General features: G+C 54.0%; 14 protein-coding genes and 1 pseudogene. 3 read left to right on the top strand and 12 right to left on the bottom strand.

Going from position 1 to position 15,276, the window contains the following annotated elements:
• Positions 1-11 precede the first annotated feature (11 nt).
• The 8 genes from C0623_11050 to dprA form a co-directional block, all read right to left on the bottom strand.
• A complete protein-coding gene (locus tag C0623_11050) occupies positions 12-1,319 on the bottom strand; it encodes a hypothetical protein (protein ID PLX98871.1) in 1,308 nt (435 codons plus the stop codon).
• Entirely contained in the window at positions 1,316-1,960 is a 645-nt protein-coding gene (locus C0623_11045; GenBank protein PLX98870.1) for an HAD family hydrolase, read from the bottom strand. Before C0623_11045 ends, C0623_11050 begins: the two co-directional genes overlap by 4 nt.
• 9 nt (positions 1,961-1,969) lie before the next feature.
• Positions 1,970-2,656, bottom strand: coding sequence for a YggS family pyridoxal phosphate-dependent enzyme (locus C0623_11040; protein PLX98869.1), 687 nt, complete (start codon positions 2,654-2,656; stop codon positions 1,970-1,972).
• A 228-nt stretch (positions 2,657-2,884) separates the two neighbouring features.
• Positions 2,885-3,481, bottom strand: a complete 597-nt coding sequence (locus C0623_11035; protein ID PLX98868.1) for a septum formation inhibitor Maf — start codon at positions 3,479-3,481, stop codon at positions 2,885-2,887.
• A gap of 276 nt (positions 3,482-3,757) precedes the next feature.
• Positions 3,758-5,080: a methylenetetrahydrofolate--tRNA-(uracil(54)-C(5))-methyltransferase (FADH(2)-oxidizing) TrmFO gene (locus C0623_11030; protein PLX98867.1), complete on the bottom strand. Its 1,323-nt coding sequence runs from the start codon at positions 5,078-5,080 to the stop codon at positions 3,758-3,760.
• Between the two features lie 350 nt (positions 5,081-5,430).
• Positions 5,431-7,710, bottom strand: coding sequence for a type I DNA topoisomerase (locus C0623_11025; GenBank protein ID PLX98883.1), 2,280 nt, complete (start codon positions 7,708-7,710; stop codon positions 5,431-5,433).
• Positions 7,711-7,771: 61 nt separating this feature from the next.
• Positions 7,772-8,239: a hypothetical protein gene (locus C0623_11020; protein PLX98866.1), complete on the bottom strand. Its 468-nt coding sequence runs from the start codon at positions 8,237-8,239 to the stop codon at positions 7,772-7,774.
• Between the two features lie 24 nt (positions 8,240-8,263).
• Positions 8,264-9,361 (bottom strand): DNA-protecting protein DprA, encoded by a 1,098-nt coding sequence (gene dprA / locus C0623_11015; protein ID PLX98865.1) that lies wholly within the window; start codon positions 9,359-9,361, stop codon positions 8,264-8,266.
• Positions 9,362-9,573: 212 nt separating this feature from the next.
• On the opposite strand from dprA, the gene C0623_11010 reads away from it, so the two are divergent.
• Positions 9,574-10,743, top strand: coding sequence for an IS481 family transposase ISGme9 (locus C0623_11010; protein ID PLX98864.1), 1,170 nt, complete (start codon positions 9,574-9,576; stop codon positions 10,741-10,743).
• 133 nt (positions 10,744-10,876) lie between these two features.
• Here the strand turns inward: C0623_11010 and C0623_11005 are convergent, their stop codons facing one another.
• Entirely contained in the window at positions 10,877-12,385 is a 1,509-nt protein-coding gene (locus tag C0623_11005) for a hypothetical protein (GenBank protein ID PLX98863.1), read from the bottom strand.
• 433 nt (positions 12,386-12,818) lie between these two features.
• On the opposite strand from C0623_11005, the gene C0623_11000 reads away from it, so the two are divergent.
• A complete protein-coding gene (locus C0623_11000; protein PLX98862.1) occupies positions 12,819-13,130 on the top strand; it encodes a hypothetical protein in 312 nt (103 codons plus the stop codon).
• A 146-nt stretch (positions 13,131-13,276) separates the two neighbouring features.
• Positions 13,277-13,576, top strand: a complete 300-nt coding sequence (locus tag C0623_10995) for a cytochrome c5 family protein (GenBank protein ID PLX98882.1) — start codon at positions 13,277-13,279, stop codon at positions 13,574-13,576.
• 228 nt (positions 13,577-13,804) lie between these two features.
• On the opposite strand, the pseudogene C0623_10990 reads toward C0623_10995, so the two are convergent.
• The 3 genes and pseudogenes from C0623_10990 to C0623_10980 form a co-directional block, all read right to left on the bottom strand.
• Positions 13,805-14,077: pseudogene (locus tag C0623_10990) on the bottom strand (prevent-host-death family protein).
• A 59-nt stretch (positions 14,078-14,136) separates the two neighbouring features.
• Entirely contained in the window at positions 14,137-14,634 is a 498-nt protein-coding gene (locus tag C0623_10985; protein PLX98881.1) for a transcription elongation factor GreB, read from the bottom strand.
• A gap of 247 nt (positions 14,635-14,881) precedes the next feature.
• Positions 14,882-15,276, bottom strand: a 395-nt coding sequence (locus C0623_10980; GenBank protein PLX98861.1) for a chemotaxis protein CheW, incomplete at its 5' end; no start/stop codon positions are given.

Here is a 15,276-nt window from a genome sequence, read left to right as displayed (position 1 = left end):
TTGTTTCTGCTCTAGGCAGTCTTCGGAATCGGTGCAAGCAGCCCGGCCGCCTTCAGTTGCCGGCGTTGATAGTGAAGATAGCAAAGCTCAATCATCTCGGAACTTAAAAGCAGGAAAATGGCCAAACCGATGCCCGAAACCGGCATCGTCAGAAGCTCAGACAGGCCCCAGAAAAGGAGCATATAGCAGGTTTTGGCGAGCGTCGAGCGGCCAAGCATTCCGGTTTTGTGTGCTCCGGCGAATACACCACGCAGCAGGTTGGTCATGCCATACAGGAACGGGTGGAACGCACAGATGGCGAGTGGCCAGGCAATATAGGTGCGCATCGATGCGTCAAGACCGATGACCTGGCCAAGAATGATGCCGTTCAGTGGCCAGGCAATGCAAACCATGATTAGCCCCACACCGGCGGCGACCCGGAGAAAGAATTCCCGGATGATACGATTGTCCTCGGCCTGGCGGACCAATGTCAAATAGACCTGCTGCAGATTCCGCATCGGCCCGGAGAGCAGGAACAGGAACCCGCGGATAACACCGAACGCCGCCAAAGCCTGCGGCGCATCGGGCAGACGACTGATGACCGCGTTGATCAACAGCGGGATGGTCTGCTGCAGGCACGAAGAGTAGGCCAGGGGAAAAGCGTAGCGGAGGATCTCGCCGGTCGAGCGTTCAATATCGCCATCGGGGACCCGATAGATTTTCCAGGCAAAGATGCCGACAACGATGGTCTCGAGAGTGACGCAGGAGAGCAGGGCAAAAGCGCCGATCCGGGCGCCACTGAACCAGAGTTGGCCGAGCAGAAGAAACAGTACCAGGCCAGCGACCCGGACACCGGTTGCAATCGAGACCAGCCCGGTCCGGCGGCTCTGAATGACCAATCCCTGGGCGAGGCCGCGGAACCCGGTGGCAAACGGCAGGAAAACCAGGATGGCGAGGACGCCGCGCGCTTCCGCGACAATATCCCCACTGACGCCGATAACCCGGCCGAGCAGAAAATCACCGAACGGGGAGAATGCGACGAGGGCGAGCATGATCGAGACATAGGTTGCCACCAGCAGGACAAACAGGGTGACGCTGCGTAACGATTTGCGGCCATGGACCATGGCGATGGTCACGGTGTGGTTCTGGTAGGATGGTGATGCGAGAAAAAGATGTAGAACCATCGCTACCGAGAAACCGGCAAGAGCCGTGATGTAATCGGTCTGGCGGGCCAGCCCGGCATTGATGATCGAGTGCGAAACCCCCATCAACTGAACATTGAGCAGTAGCGGAAAGAAGAAGAGAGAGACGTCTTTAAGGGTCAGCCGGTGACCGGTCATGAAGCATTCCCGGGAAACAGGGTGGCCAGATCGGAAGGTCTTTCGGCCCGGTACTCACTGGTCAGTCCATCTTCATGCCCGAGACCCCAGGCGCAGAAACAGCTGGAAACGCCGGCGGCTTTTGCCGCCCTGAGATCGACGTGATGATCGCCCAGCATCAGGGAACGGCCGGCCACCGCTCCGAGTTCCTTTACGGCAAAATTGACCATGGCGGGATGCGGTTTTTTCTCCAGACCGTCTTCGGCACCGACGATGCATTGAAAGAACCGGGTCAGGTCAAGATTCTCCAGTAGCTCTTCGGCCAGGTGTTGCGGTTTGTTGGTGACGACGGCCATCATCTTGTCTTTCTGTGATTCCAGAAACGGGATGATGCCGGGGTAAATAAACGTCTCGCGGGTCAGGTTTTCTGTGTAGATTTCGACGAAACGCTGGCGCGCCGATTGCGAAAAAAGCTGCGGCGGCAGGGCCCGCTGGACGAGCAGACCGACCCCGTCACCGACATAGGAACGCACCTGCACGGCGGTGATGTCCGGCAGGCCGAGCTCCTCGCGCAGCAGGTTGACCGAGGTGGTCAGATCGGGAATCGAATCGACCAGGGTCCCGTCAAGGTCAAACAGATATGTGTCAAAAGGGTTTGTCATCTTCTGGCTTCAGTCGCGGGCGCCGAAGATCGCGGTGCCGATCCGGATCATGGTCGCCCCTTCCTCGATTGCGACTTCATAGTCATGGCTCATCCCCATCGAAAGCTCGCGCATTTCAACGTTCGGCAGGTTGAGCTCCTCGACGGTTTCGCCCAGTTCCCTGAGCTGCCGGAAATAGGGGCGAACCTGCTCGGGTTCTTCGAACCATGGCGGCAGGGTCATCAGGCCACGAACCCGCAACATCGGCAGTTCGGAAACCTGGCGGACGAGACTGGTCAGCTCATCGGCCGTCGTTCCTGACTTGCTCTCTTCTTTGCCGATGTTGACCTGGATCAGAATGTCAATCGGCTGATCAATTTTCTGCCATTGCTTGTTGATCTCTCTGGCCAGGGAAAGACGATCGACCGAGTGGATCATCGCTACCTTCCCGCACAGGTACTTGACCTTGTTTGACTGCAGTCCACCGATGAAATGCCATTCGATATCGGCGGTCACATCGTCGGCCTTGTCGAGAAAGTCCTGGACATAACTTTCACCGAACAGGGTCTGGCCGGCGGCCGCCGCTTCATTGATCATCGCCGCCGGTTTGGTTTTGGAGACGGCGACCAGTCTGACCGCGTCCGGATTGCGGCCGCAACGGGCGCAAACGGTGTCGATCGATTTTCTGATTTCAGCGATATTGGATTTGATATTCATTCATAAAACCTTTTTGCCACGAAGGGACCAAGGGCACCAGGAAGGTCAAAATCTATTTTAACGCAGAGACGCAGAGCCGCAGAGAAAGTCAAAAAATATTTTGGGTTAAGGTCAAGACCAAAATATTGGGGTTTTGAATCGTCTTAGCGGCTCTCCGTTAAGTGCTTTTGCTTTTGATCTTGTTCTCCTTGGTACTCTTCGTGTCTTATTGGCAAAAAAATGGAATTATTATTCGAAAAGCCTGACTGCTCCCATCCGTTTCAGAACCTCGATCACCTGGCAGAGCGGCATGCCGACAACGTTGTTGTAGCTCCCCTCTATCGATTCGACGAAGACACCCCCTTTGCCCTGGATGGCGTAGGCGCCAGCCTTGTCCATCGGTTCTCCGGAGGCAATGTAACCTGCTATTTCGGATTCTGTCAACTCGCGGAAGCGGACCATGGTCGAAACGGCATCAGCAACAATTTCCTGTTGTTCACGATCTATGATCGCATAACCGGAGAGAACCCGGTGTTCGCTTCCGGAGAGCGACCGGAGCATGGCAGCGGCGTCTTCCTTGCCGGCCGGTTTGCCGAGTATTCTTCCTTCCTGCAGGACGATGGTGTCGCTGCCGATGAACCAGCGCCCGGGGACATCCGGGCGCTCGGCGACCTCTTTTGCCTTGTCGATGCTGAGGCGGACGACATGATCTTCCGGGGTTTCATCCGGTATTTCATCTTCCGCGGCTGAACTCGGGATAACGGTGAATTCGATGCCGAGGTTTTCCAGCATCTGCTTGCGCCGCGGTGAACCGGAAGCGAGAACGATTTGTGGTTTTTCTGACATGGGAAATACTCCAACACCTGCTTTGCCACGAAGGCACCAAGTACACTAAGAAAGTCAACACCTTAATCTAACGCAAAGACGCCAAGGCGCAAAGAAAACAAAAGAATTGGTTTGAAGTGAACCATAAATAAATTGAAGTGAAGTTTTATCTTTTTGGAAATTACGCATTGGTGCTTGGCCCTTAGCTTTTCTTAGCGTCATTGCGCCTTTGCGTTGAGAGAGGCTGTGTCCAGGGTCTTCCTGGTACACTTCGTGTCTTCGTGGCGAAATAATCTTTTAGGTTTTGATCCTTTCCCACCATTCGTTGAGCTCCGCCAAGGCCCGTTCGGCCATGGCGAGGCGGCGTTCGGAACGTTTCCCCTTTTTACGACCCGGCATACGCGGGAAGAGGCCGTAGTTGACGTTCATCGGCTGGAAATTTTCCGGATCAGCATCGGTCAGGTGGGTCAGCAGGGCGCCGAGTGCGGTTGTCGGCGGCGGTGGAATAACCGGCTGGTCCTGTTGTAGACGGGACACGGTCAAACCGGCAAGATAGCCGGATGCCGCCGATTCGACATACCCTTCGACGCCGGTGATCTTACCGGCGAACATGATCCGGGTGTTGCTCTTTAACTGTTGGAGCCGGTTGAGGCAGGTCGGGGCATTGATGAACGTATTGCGGTGCATGCTGCCGAGCCGGGCAAATTCGACCTGCCCAAGGCCGGGGATAGTCCGGAAAATCCGGCGCTGCTCCGGGTAGGTCAGCTTGGTCTGGAAACCGACAAGGTTGTATAGGGTGCCCTCTTTATTCTCCATCCGCAGCTGCACGACCGCGTACGGCTCCCGACCGGTCCGGGGATCGGGCAGACCGACCGGCTTCATCGGTCCGAAGGCGAGGGTCTGTTCTCCCCGCTCGGCCATGATTTCGATCGGCATGCATCCTTCGAAGTGGAGCCCTTTCTCGAACTCCCGGTAAGGGACAGTGTCGGCCGTCTTCAAATCCGTAATAAATTGATGATACTGCTCCTCATTCAAGGGACAGTTAATGTAGTCATCGCCACCCTTGCCGTAGCGGGAGGCGCGCCAGGCGATATTGAAATCGATCGAGTCGATTTCGACAATCGGTGCGATGGCATCGTAAAAGTAAAGGTGTTCCTGACCGGTCAAGGCGGCAATTTCAGTCGACAGCTGGTCGGAGGTCAAGGGTCCGGAGGCGATTATAACCGGACCGTCATCGGGGATCGACTCAATTTCCTGGCGGATCAGATTGATATTCGGATGACCGGAGATCCTTGCCGTCAATTCGTTTGAGAAAGCGTCGCGGTCGACCGCCAGGGCGCCACCGGCCGGAACCGCTGTCGCATCGGCGGCGGCCATGATCAGGCTGCCGCAGCGGCGAAGCTCTTCCTTGAGGCAGCCGACGGCGTTCTGCAGGCCGGCCCCGCGCAGGGAGTTGGAGCAGACCAACTCACCGAGTGCTTCTGATTGATGCGCCTCGGAGAAGCGGTGTGGCTTCATCTCAAAAAGGGTGACGTCGAGCCCTGATTTGGCAGCCTGCCAGGCGGCTTCGCAGCCGGCGAGACCGGCGCCGATGATGGTGATGTGGTTTTGATCAGTCATTGACTTTTTTCTGCCTTAAAATTCAGTTTCGCCGGTATCGCCCGGCCTGCTCCTTACTTTTCTTGCTTGTTCAGGAACAAGGTCGTGAGGTCGCGTCCTCACACGACGCCTTACTCTTTTGGCAGCGCCCCAAAAGAGTAAGCAGAAAAGCGCTGCGTCCCAACTCTCCGCTGTACCCGAGAGGTCACAGATGAAAATCGGCCGTAAAAAAACTCGTCCGCCATTGCCTATTGGCAATTCTGTCCTCAAACAGTTTTTACGGCTGATTCGATTTTAATCCATGCCCCCTCGGCGCTCCGCCATGGGACGGAACCAATAAAAAAGGCCGGGCATTGCCCGGCCTTCATAATCTACTCTTCACCCTCTTCGGGCAACTGTTCCTTGAACCCGCATTCCTTGATCGGACAGACCCGCTGGGTGCCGTAGCGCTTGGTGACCTTTCTCGTGGTCAACGGATGGCCGCAGTCCGGGCAGGGCTGTTCGACCGGTTCGTTCCAGAGCGCATACTTGCACTTCGGATAGCGGTTGCAGGAGTAAAAGATCTTGCCGTAGCGGCTCTTCTTTTCCTGGATTTCACCCTCATTGCATTCGGGGCAGGTGACGCCGGTGCTCTTCGGTTTTTCCAGCGGCTTAATATTCTTGCAGTCGGGATAGCCGGAGCAGGCGAGGAACTTGCCGTAACGGCCATTTTTAATCAACATCTGCGAGCCGCACTTCTCGCATTTCTCTTCGGAGAATACCGGCTCTTCCGGTTCCTTGCTGTCATCCTTGAGGGGGGCGGTGTAGCGGCAGTCGGGAAAACCGGAACAGGCGATGAACTTGCCGCGCCGACCGAGCTTGATCAATAACTTTTTGCCACACTCCGGGCAATCCTGATCGAGCGCTTCACTGGTAACATCGTCCTTGGAAACTTCTTTCTCTTTCTTCTCAAGAAGGGTGTGGAACGGTTCCCAGAAGCCGGCGATAACCGGTCGCCATTCCTTGTCCCCGAGGGAAATGGCGTCGAGGTCTTCTTCCAGCTTGGCGGTGAATTCGTAGTCGACATATTGGCTGAAGTGATTGACCAGCAAGTCGCTGACGGTCATCCCGACATCTTCGGTGTAAAAAGCTCTTTTCTCCAGGCGCACATATTTACGGGTGACCAGCGTGTTCATGATCGAGGCGTAGGTTGATGGCCGGCCAATCCCGTGCTCCTCGAGAATCTTGACCAGGCTTGCTTCGGTAAAGCGGGGCGGTGGCTGGGTGAAGTGCTGGTTCGAGTGCAGCTTGTCACAGTTGACCTGTTCATCTTCGGCCAGGGGCGGAAGCATCCCTTCCTTTTCCTCGACGCCATTGTCAGTCCCTTCAATATAGAGCTTCATGAAGCCGGGGAAGCGGATGATCTGACCGGTTGCGCGGAAGGTGAAGCGGTCGCCGGCTGAAAGGTCAACGGTCGTTGCGTCAAGAATAGCCGAGGCCATCTGTGAGGCCATGGTCCGCTCCCAGATCAATTTGTAAAGTTTGATCTGGTCAGAGGAGAGATGGCTCTTGATCTGGTTTGGCGTCCATTTCAGGCTGGTTGGTCGAACCGCCTCATGCGCTTCCTGGGCATTTTTTGCCTTGTTTTTAAATACCCGTGGTTTGTCGATGGCGTATTCGGCACCATATTCTGCGGTGATTAGCTCTTTCGCTTCGTCTGTGGCAACCGAGGAGAGGGCGACTGAATCGGTACGCATATAGGTGATGAGACCGACTTCGCCTTCACCGATATCGATGCCTTCGTAAAGCTTCTGGGCAACACTCATGGTCTTGCGCGCCGAGAAGCCGAGTTTGCGGTTCGCTTCCTGTTGCAGTGTACTGGTCGTGAAAGGGGCCGCCGGATTTCGTTTCTTTTCACTTTTCTTCAGTGAAGTGACCTGATAGACAGCGTCCTCGAGACCCTTTAATAAACCATCGGCCTGCTGCTTCGATTCGATGGCAAACTTGTCGAGTTTCTTGCCATCAACCTGGTGCAGTTTGGCTTTGAAAATTTCATCGTTTCCGGTTTTGAGATCAGCTTCAATTGACCAGTACTCGCGTGGAACGAATGCCTTGATCTCTTTCTCCCGCTCGCAGATCAGGCGCAGGGCGACTGATTGGACGCGGCCGGCGGAGAGGCCGTACCGGATTTTTTTCCAGAGAAACGGTGAAAGATTGAAGCCGACCAGATAATCGAGAATCGAGCGCGCCTGCTGTGCATCAACCAGCTCCCCGGCAACGTGACGTGGCTCAGCCATCGCCTGCTCAATGGCGCTTTTGGTAATTTCATGAAAAACAACCCGTTTGACCTTTGGCTTGTCACCGTTTTCGTCAACACCGAGGGCCTGGAGCAAGTGCCAGGCGATCGCTTCTCCTTCACGGTCGGGGTCAGTTGCCAGGATCAGTTCGTCACATTTGGCAAGACTCTTTTTCAGGCTGGTCAGATGTTTTTTGCTGTCCGGGAGCGTTTTGTAGAGCGGCTCGAAATCATTGTCAATATCAACCGACCCCTGCTTGCTCGGCAGGGCCCGTACGTGGCCGAACGAGGCCTTGACCGTATACCCCTTTCCGAGAAATTTCTCGATGGTTTTCGCCTTGGCCGGCGATTCGACTATGACCAGTGATTTTGACATATAATTTATACCGTTAAAAGCAAAGGCCGCGAGTTGTCCCGCAGCCTGCATCCCTTGATGTTTAATGAAACAGTCTTGACCAGTCCTCGGCGAGCAGACAGTCGATCTCGCGGCGCCAGTCTTCATTGGTGCGAGCGAACATGGTCAGGGCGGTGACGACCTTGATCTCTTTGATCGAAACGGTCTCTTCACCGATCTGGAAAGCCCGGTCGATGATCTCTTCCTGGGTCAGGTCATCGAGCAGCCCGAGGCCCCTTAACCTGATCAGGAATCCGCGGGCTTCCGGCGAGAGCAACTGTGTCTCTTCGCTACTGAAGATCCGCTGTGTCAAGGTCGGCCGGAACTCCTGATTCTCTTCGTTTGCGGCGTCTGACAACCCCTGCATCCAACTGAATGCAGCGTCGATTTCGTCCTCTTCAAATCCGACCAGCAACAGCTCTTCAACCAGTTCGGATTCGCTCATGAAATCCCGATCCTCAAGGAAGTAACGTGCCAGTATCGTGACGATTGCAAGGACCCGTTCGCGCACAGATTCTCCAGTATTGTGGCCGTTTCAGGTACTCCTGAATGCGGCAATGTAGCGCATTCCGGGGAGCTGCGAAACTGTTCCCCGGAGCTCAAGTTGCAGTAAAATAGCGGAAAGCTCTGTGGGTGTCAACCCACTTTTCCGGGCCAGATCGTCGACCTGGACCGGTTCGTCGCCGAGTTGTTCAATGATGGTCTTCTCCTTTTGATTGAGAAGCTCAGGCGATTCCGGGCGACCCTGACGATGTGAAATAGTCGTAGACGGTCGAACGATTTCAACGATGTCGCTGGCACCGGTCACGAGGTGGGCACCATCCTTGAGCAGCCGATTAACACCCCTGCTGTTCGGGTTCTGAATGGCGCCCGGCACCGCGAAGACTTCCCGCCCCTGGTCAAGAGCAAAATCGGCGGTAATAAGCGATCCGCTCCCCTCGGCCGCCTCAACAATCAGGACTCCCCGGCTGAGGCCGCTGATGATTCGATTACGACCAGGAAAATGGCCGGCCAACGGTTTGGTGCCGGGTGGATATTCCGAGATAACAGCCCCTTGTTCAGGGATCTGTTGATAGAGCTTGCGGTTTTCGTATGGATAGATCCGGTCGATCCCGCAACCGAGAACAGCGATGGTCGTGCCGCCGGCGGCAAGCGCTGCTTCATGGGCGACCCCGTCAATACCGCGGGCCATTCCGCTGACGATCGTGATTCCGGATCGGGCCAGATCACTACAGATCATCCAGGTCGTTCTTTCACCCTGGGTTGAGGCACGACGGGAGCCGACGACGCCGACAGCCTGATCAATATCAAGGGTACCACGCAGATAAATCAGGGCTGGCGGGTCATGGATCGTTCTGAGCAGGGAAGGATATTCTTCGTCCCAGAAGGAGATAATTCGCGCCTGGCATTTCTCGAGGGTATCGCAGGCGGCGATAAACCGGGGATCGTCCTCGGCCACCGGATAATTGATTCTGGCACGGTGCGGACTAAAGATAGCTGTCCCTTTCACTTCAACAGCGGACAATGCCGGCACCGGCGATTCGAATTGTGCATGGAGTTTGAAGAGACCGGATCGTCCGAGGCCGCGGGTCAGGTGAAGCCGCAACCATGCACGTTCGGTATTGGTCAGCATAATCCCCCCCTGGAATTGTATTGTAATAAATTCAGGGGTTCGCCACCGGCAAACCCCTGAATCAGGTTAGTGCTATTTATTAAATACTATTTGTTGAGTGCCACGACATCGCTTACTAAAAGATGTGCCAGCACATCGTTAACAAAAGTTCTCTGACAATCGAATAGCCACTACGTCATTCTGTGAACACCATACTCATTTTGGAGGTGTTCATGGAAGAAAAAATCAGGCAACTCAGGATGCTGGCGGTCCGACGTTTTATGAACGGTGAAAGTCCTGAGTCGATCTGTACCTCGCTCGGCAAATCCAAGGTCTGGCTGTACAAGTGGATCAAAAGGTTTAACGACTACGACGACTCATGGTTCGAGGATCGTTCTCGTCGTCCTCTTGTAACTTCGAATCGCACATCTACCGAAATTGAAGAGGTCGTTAAGATGGTTCGACTCAATCTTTACAACCAGGACCTGTTTTGTGGTGCACAAGCAATCTTATGGGAAATGGAAGATCTGGGAGTCTCACCATTGCCATCGCTCAGGACCATCAACAGGATTCTCGCCAGGAATGATCTGACGCATCGCCGGACCGGTCGCTATGAACCCAAAGGAACCGTCTATCCTAGTCTTCCCGCCAAGCGACCGAATCAGACTCATCAGGCAGACTTTGTTGGCCCCTGTTACTTAAAGGGGCCGCATCGCTTCTACAGTTTGAACATTGTTGATACAGCTACAGTCAGATGTGGCCTGCATCCTGCGCTATCCATGACATCCCAAACCGTCCTTGACGGATTCTGGGCCACGTGGAAACGCATCGGCATCCCGGATCGAGTACAGGTCGACAACGCTCTGTCCTTTTTTGGCAGTCGAAGACATCCTCGCGGGATGGGGCCTCTGATCAGGCTCTGCTTGCACAACGGGGTTGAACCTTGGTTCATACCCATGGCTGAGCCATGGAGGAACGGAATGGTTGAGAACTTCAATGAACGTTATCAACAAAGGTTCCTCGGCAAAGTCACCATGGCATCCATTGAAGACCTACATGCAGGATCTCTCGCATTTGAACAACGCCATAACAGCAAGTATCGCTACAGCAAGCTAAAAGGAGATACTCCGCTAAAAGCACTTGCGGCTTCAAATGCCGCACTGAGATTTCCCGCTGAGAATGCTCCCCCTAAACACCCAATGGAAAAACCCGAAGATGGGAAATATCATGTTGTGCGTCTCATTCGCAGCGACCTGAAACTGGATGTCTTTGGAGAACGTTTCTCAGTCCCGCCGGAGACAATACGCGAATACGTGGTGGCTACTATCGATGTCAAAGAACAGAAACTAAAACTCTTTCTGGACAAAACTCAGGTCGAGGAATTTGATTACAAAATGCGCTAAATCATTTAAGTGTAAGCGATGTCGTGGCACAAAAATCTATTAACGATGTGCTGGCACTCAACACGTAATCTTCAGGTAGCAAACGGAAACACTTCATCAAATAATGCTAAAAGCAAAACACCAAGCAACCCCATTACCGACACTCTCCCCGATACGGATCAGGAACACAAATCTCCGGATTAACCTCCAAAGCCCGGGCAAACGCTAATTCCGCCTGCTCGCACTCCCCCCGCAAGGCCAAAACCGCCCCCTGGAACAATTCCTTTTTCCCCTCTGCACGCTCAGAATCCACCAGGGCCAACAGGGTTTCAGCCTGATCCAGCTTCTGCTCTTCCAGCAACACCTCGACCGCATCAAGCAGGACACGGTTGCGCGCCACCGCTTTCATCCTGGCGATATAGGCTTCGGTCTCTTCCGGGGTGGACGCTTTAAAGCCGTGGCCATCCTTGACCAGCTTCTGCCCGCCGGCAAGAACAAAGCTCCCCTTCCCCATTGAGTCGGACGAGGTGCTGACCAGGGTGCCATCTGCGGCGAAGGCATAGACCTGCACCGAGTATTCGGACGTACCGTCCGTCGGTGCATGGGCCAGGTCGGCCAGCGGCAATTCGTGCTGTTGGAGCAGCCGCTCAGTAATCGGTGAGTAGGTCGTGGTATCGCCGTCCCGGGTCATATGGCTGATCACCACATAGTAATTCTCGGCATCCGGATGTTCCTGCCAGCGGATCACATCTTCGAGGGTTGCTTCGCTCTTTTCAGCATTCTGGTCGGGCCACGTCATGCTGATGTTCCGGCCGATCCGGATCTCGACCTGCGGCTTGGCCGCATTTTCGCTCACGACGACCCGGTAACCGCTGCCGGCGAGATGACCGTAGCGGTCGAACGTCTCCCCTTCAAGCCTGGCCTGGCCCTCGTAAAAGAGAGAAAAGTCGCCCTCAGGGGGTTTGCCGGACCAGCTGCTGGTCTGGATACTGTTGATAAACCAGGTGCCGGTTTTTAACGGCACCGAAAAAAATCCGTCGCTATCGGTCACCAAGTCACCGGCCCGGTACTGATCATTGAGATCAAGGCTGAGCCGGACGCCAACAGCCGGTTCGCCATCAAAAGTAATGCGCCCCTTGAGCAGACCATCGCCAGTCGGCGGATGAGGATGGTTAAAGCTGCTGCCGGAACTGCCGCCCATGTAGAGATGGCTGTAAAAAAGATCCCTGGAATAAACTCTATTCTCGTTTTGGGTGGTCGATTCATCCGACGTCCCTGTCAAGTTAAAGCTGTTGACCAGCAGCAGGACGCTGCCGGTGAGATAGGCGGCGGTCAAAAGCGAGGTAAACAGGGCGCCGACAACACCGGTCAAGGTCCAGCGCGGCAGGTTGCCGTTCTTAGCCTTGGCAGCGTCGTAGCGGGTCACCAGCAGGCTGACCAGCCAGATCAAGACGACTCCGCCGCCGAACAGCAGACTGAAATGCCTCTGCAACGCATCGATCCCTTGATAATTCCCCTCGGTCAGCGCCCGGTAAAAGAAGAAATAAACCCCGACGGGGTAGAGCGCGAACAGGCTGAAGAAAAAGAGCGCCTTGTCCCAGCGCCGGTTGAGGTAGTGACCGCCGATGCCGGACAGAAGCGAAAGCAGAAGTTTTAGAAGCATTGTTATCCCTCGTGGTCATGCAATTGCAGTAAAGAGCACCGTCGCCCTGAACGGACCCTTGAGCGGTGCAAATATACATGGGGTCAGATCTCAACATTTGACAATTCCAAACGACAATCCATAAACACAAAAACCGTCTGGCCACACTCCGGCACAGACGGATCAAATTATCTCGTTTTCCCCTCCAACTACTCGCATATCCAAACCCTGCTTAACAAATCACATCAAAAAAACGACGCAACCAAAGTACAGGGTTTCAGCGCAAATTGCAAAGGTAGAGTCAATATGTAGATAACATTTGGCAGGGCGCAGACTCAGACAAGCATCACCAAATCCACAACATTTCCATTTAGCCCTTCAGTAATATATGTTAGCCTTGCTCCGCTTGATGACATAAGCAGAAATCAACTCAAACCTCAACAGAAATGAAACCATGAATCTCAACGATCCATTCGGACGCATGGCGTCCAAGTACGAAAGAGAATACGAAGGTTTACGCGAATCCTTTCAGAAAATGGGCATCAACACTCCTGATGATGCGCAGACTCTCCAGGAAAAACTGCAACGGCGCGGCAACTGGGGAGTGGCCATCATCGCGACCTTAACCCTGGTGCTTTCGTTCATTTTCCCGGAGCTGCTTTTCTTGATCCTGCTCTGCGGCGCAGTCGCCGTCTTCTGGCTGATCAAAACCACCGCGAAGAGCCTGGAATACGTGAAACGGTATGTTCGGGAGGAACTCCAGTAATCAGTGACATTGAATTAAATACTCCAGTCTTAAAAGATAAGCTAAAAACTTTGAATGCCGGGTATCGCAATTCACCAGAATTCTGTTAAATTATAAAGATAAACTCACACTATAAAGGAGCTGCCATGCGTACAATTATCACCACCATGATCCTCACCCTCTTCCTCGGTGCCACTCTGTTGGCCGGTACCGGCATCGCCAGCGATGACGTAGGCGAAGCGGTTTACAATAAAAGCTGCGGCGCCTGCCACAACTCCGGCGTCATGGGCGCCCCGAAGACCGGCGACAAGGCTGTCTGGGCCGGCCATATTAAAGATGGTAAGGACCACATGGTCGAAAACGCAATCAAAGGTATCGGTAAAATGCCTCCGAAGGGCGGCAACATGAAGCTGACCGACGAAGAGGTCGAAGAAGCGGTCGAGTATATGATTGAGAAGAGCAAATAAGATCAGTTGACAGTGATCAGTCATCAGTTTTAAGCTGTAAGCTGTAAGTTTTAAGTTAAAAGCAGGAAGCCCCGGCGGATGTCGGGGCTTTTTTTATGCGCGAATAGACTCCCTTCAGGCTACTTCGGCGAGCTCAGTACAAGATAATGCAGGACAGGCGATCGGAGTCGGAAAAGACAGATCTATGGCGACATATTTAACAGGCGCTCGCTGCATAACAGCTTCAGATTATAGTCCGAATCGTTCTTTGGCTTCTTCCAGACTGTGGGTGTGACCTTGTTCAACGTCCATCATCCCCATAACGACTGCCTTGAGAAAGGATGCCTGTTCGGCCTTGATCTCAAAACCCCTCAAAGACTGGACCACCGCCACTCCGCGGTTTTGACTAGTGAGAAGGACCGGCATGTTTGATTTATCAAACTGGTTGATAACCCGTCATGGGTTAATCTTCAGATCGGAGACCGGAATAATACTCTGGTAAGATTTTGAATTGAATTTCATTGCAACCTCCAACTGGTGTTATCAGACGACGGTTCTACTGAATACGTCTATCATCCAAGCTAAAAATGACTGGTGATCGCGACCCCTTCTATCGGTTTGTATTCAACCGCTACGATCTCGATCTCCCTGGGCCCGGCCGGGGTCTTGACCACAACCACATCCCCTTCTTCCTTCTTCATCAACGCCTTGCCGATCGGTGATTTCCAGCTGACCAGACCTTTGGCGCCGTTGTATTCATCTTCGCCGACGATCGAATAGACCTTCTCTTCGCCCTCTTCATCTTCGACCGTCACCGTCGCCCCGAACACCACCCGGCCGGCGGCATTCCGGCCCTGCTCGACCGGATCAACGATCTCGGCATTTTCAATCCGCTTGGTCAGAAACTGGATCCGCGAATCGATCTTGCGCAGGTGGCGCTTGCCGTAGATATACTCGGCGTTCTCGGAACGATCCCCCTCGGCGGCGGCATCGGAGACCCGCTTGACCGTTTCCGGCCGCTTGACGTAGAGCAGATCCTTGAGTTCGGCCCGCATCTGCTCGGCACAGGCGGGGGTCATGTAGACGGGGGTATCGACAGCCATAATAAAGAAAAAAGGTTAAAGGTTCCTCTTGGATAGACGCTGGACAAGCAAAATAAAATCCAGCTTACATTTTACAAAAGCCGGATCGATTCTTACCTTCAAGTTATCTGAAACAGGTTGTACCTGTCACTGTTTTTTTATAAAAAGATTGCCTGCAAAAGGAGCGGTTGGGGAGGTCGAGCTTAATGGACTCCTCTTGCAGGCAAATTAAATAACAATTACATCATGAAGCGATCGCTTCTTCTGTTTCCTCGCTGATCTCCCGGGCGAATTCGAGATCATCGGCCGAGAACACCCGGTTAATATCGAGGATGATGACGAACTTGTCGCCGAAGTTGCCCATCCCCTTGATGAACTCGGTATTCAGCCTGGTCCCGATCTTCGGCGGCGGCTCGATCTGGCTGTCGTTCATATCCATGACCTCCTTGACCGAGTCGGCCAGCGCCCCGACCGTAATCGGCTCGCCGTCGACATCGACCTCGACCACGACGATGCACGAATCACGGGTCTTTTCAATACCCTCCATGCCGAACTTCAACCGCATGTTGATCACCGGCACCACGCTGCCGCGCAGGTTGATCACCCCGACCATGTAGTCGGGGGTCTGCGGCACCTTCG

The sequence above is a fragment of the Desulfuromonas sp. genome, assembly GCA_002869615.1.
Classification (GTDB): Bacteria; Desulfobacterota; Desulfuromonadia; order Desulfuromonadales; family UBA2294; genus BM707.
Note: the sequence above shows the minus strand (reverse complement) of the source record. Positions and strands in the feature narration are given on the sequence as shown.

Excerpts from the sequence above, each read along its gene's own strand:
- C0623_11050 (PLX98871.1), bottom strand. The coding sequence starts at position 1,319 with ATGACCGGTCACCGGCTGACCCTTAAAGACGTCTCTCTCTTCTTCTTT.
- C0623_11045 (PLX98870.1), bottom strand. The coding sequence starts at position 1,960 with ATGACAAACCCTTTTGACACATATCTGTTTGACCTTGACGGGACCCTG.
- C0623_11040 (PLX98869.1), bottom strand. The coding sequence starts at position 2,656 with ATGAATATCAAATCCAATATCGCTGAAATCAGAAAATCGATCGACACC.
- C0623_11035 (PLX98868.1), bottom strand. The coding sequence starts at position 3,481 with ATGTCAGAAAAACCACAAATCGTTCTCGCTTCCGGTTCACCGCGGCGC.
- C0623_11030 (PLX98867.1), bottom strand. The coding sequence starts at position 5,080 with ATGACTGATCAAAACCACATCACCATCATCGGCGCCGGTCTCGCCGGC.
- C0623_11025 (PLX98883.1), bottom strand. The coding sequence starts at position 7,710 with ATGTCAAAATCACTGGTCATAGTCGAATCGCCGGCCAAGGCGAAAACC.
- dprA (PLX98865.1), bottom strand. The coding sequence starts at position 9,361 with ATGCTGACCAATACCGAACGTGCATGGTTGCGGCTTCACCTGACCCGC.
- C0623_11010 (PLX98864.1), top strand. The coding sequence starts at position 9,574 with ATGGAAGAAAAAATCAGGCAACTCAGGATGCTGGCGGTCCGACGTTTT.
- C0623_11005 (PLX98863.1), bottom strand. The coding sequence starts at position 12,385 with ATGCTTCTAAAACTTCTGCTTTCGCTTCTGTCCGGCATCGGCGGTCAC.
- C0623_11000 (PLX98862.1), top strand. The coding sequence starts at position 12,819 with ATGAATCTCAACGATCCATTCGGACGCATGGCGTCCAAGTACGAAAGA.
- C0623_10995 (PLX98882.1), top strand. The coding sequence starts at position 13,277 with ATGATCCTCACCCTCTTCCTCGGTGCCACTCTGTTGGCCGGTACCGGC.
- C0623_10985 (PLX98881.1), bottom strand. The coding sequence starts at position 14,634 with ATGACCCCCGCCTGTGCCGAGCAGATGCGGGCCGAACTCAAGGATCTG.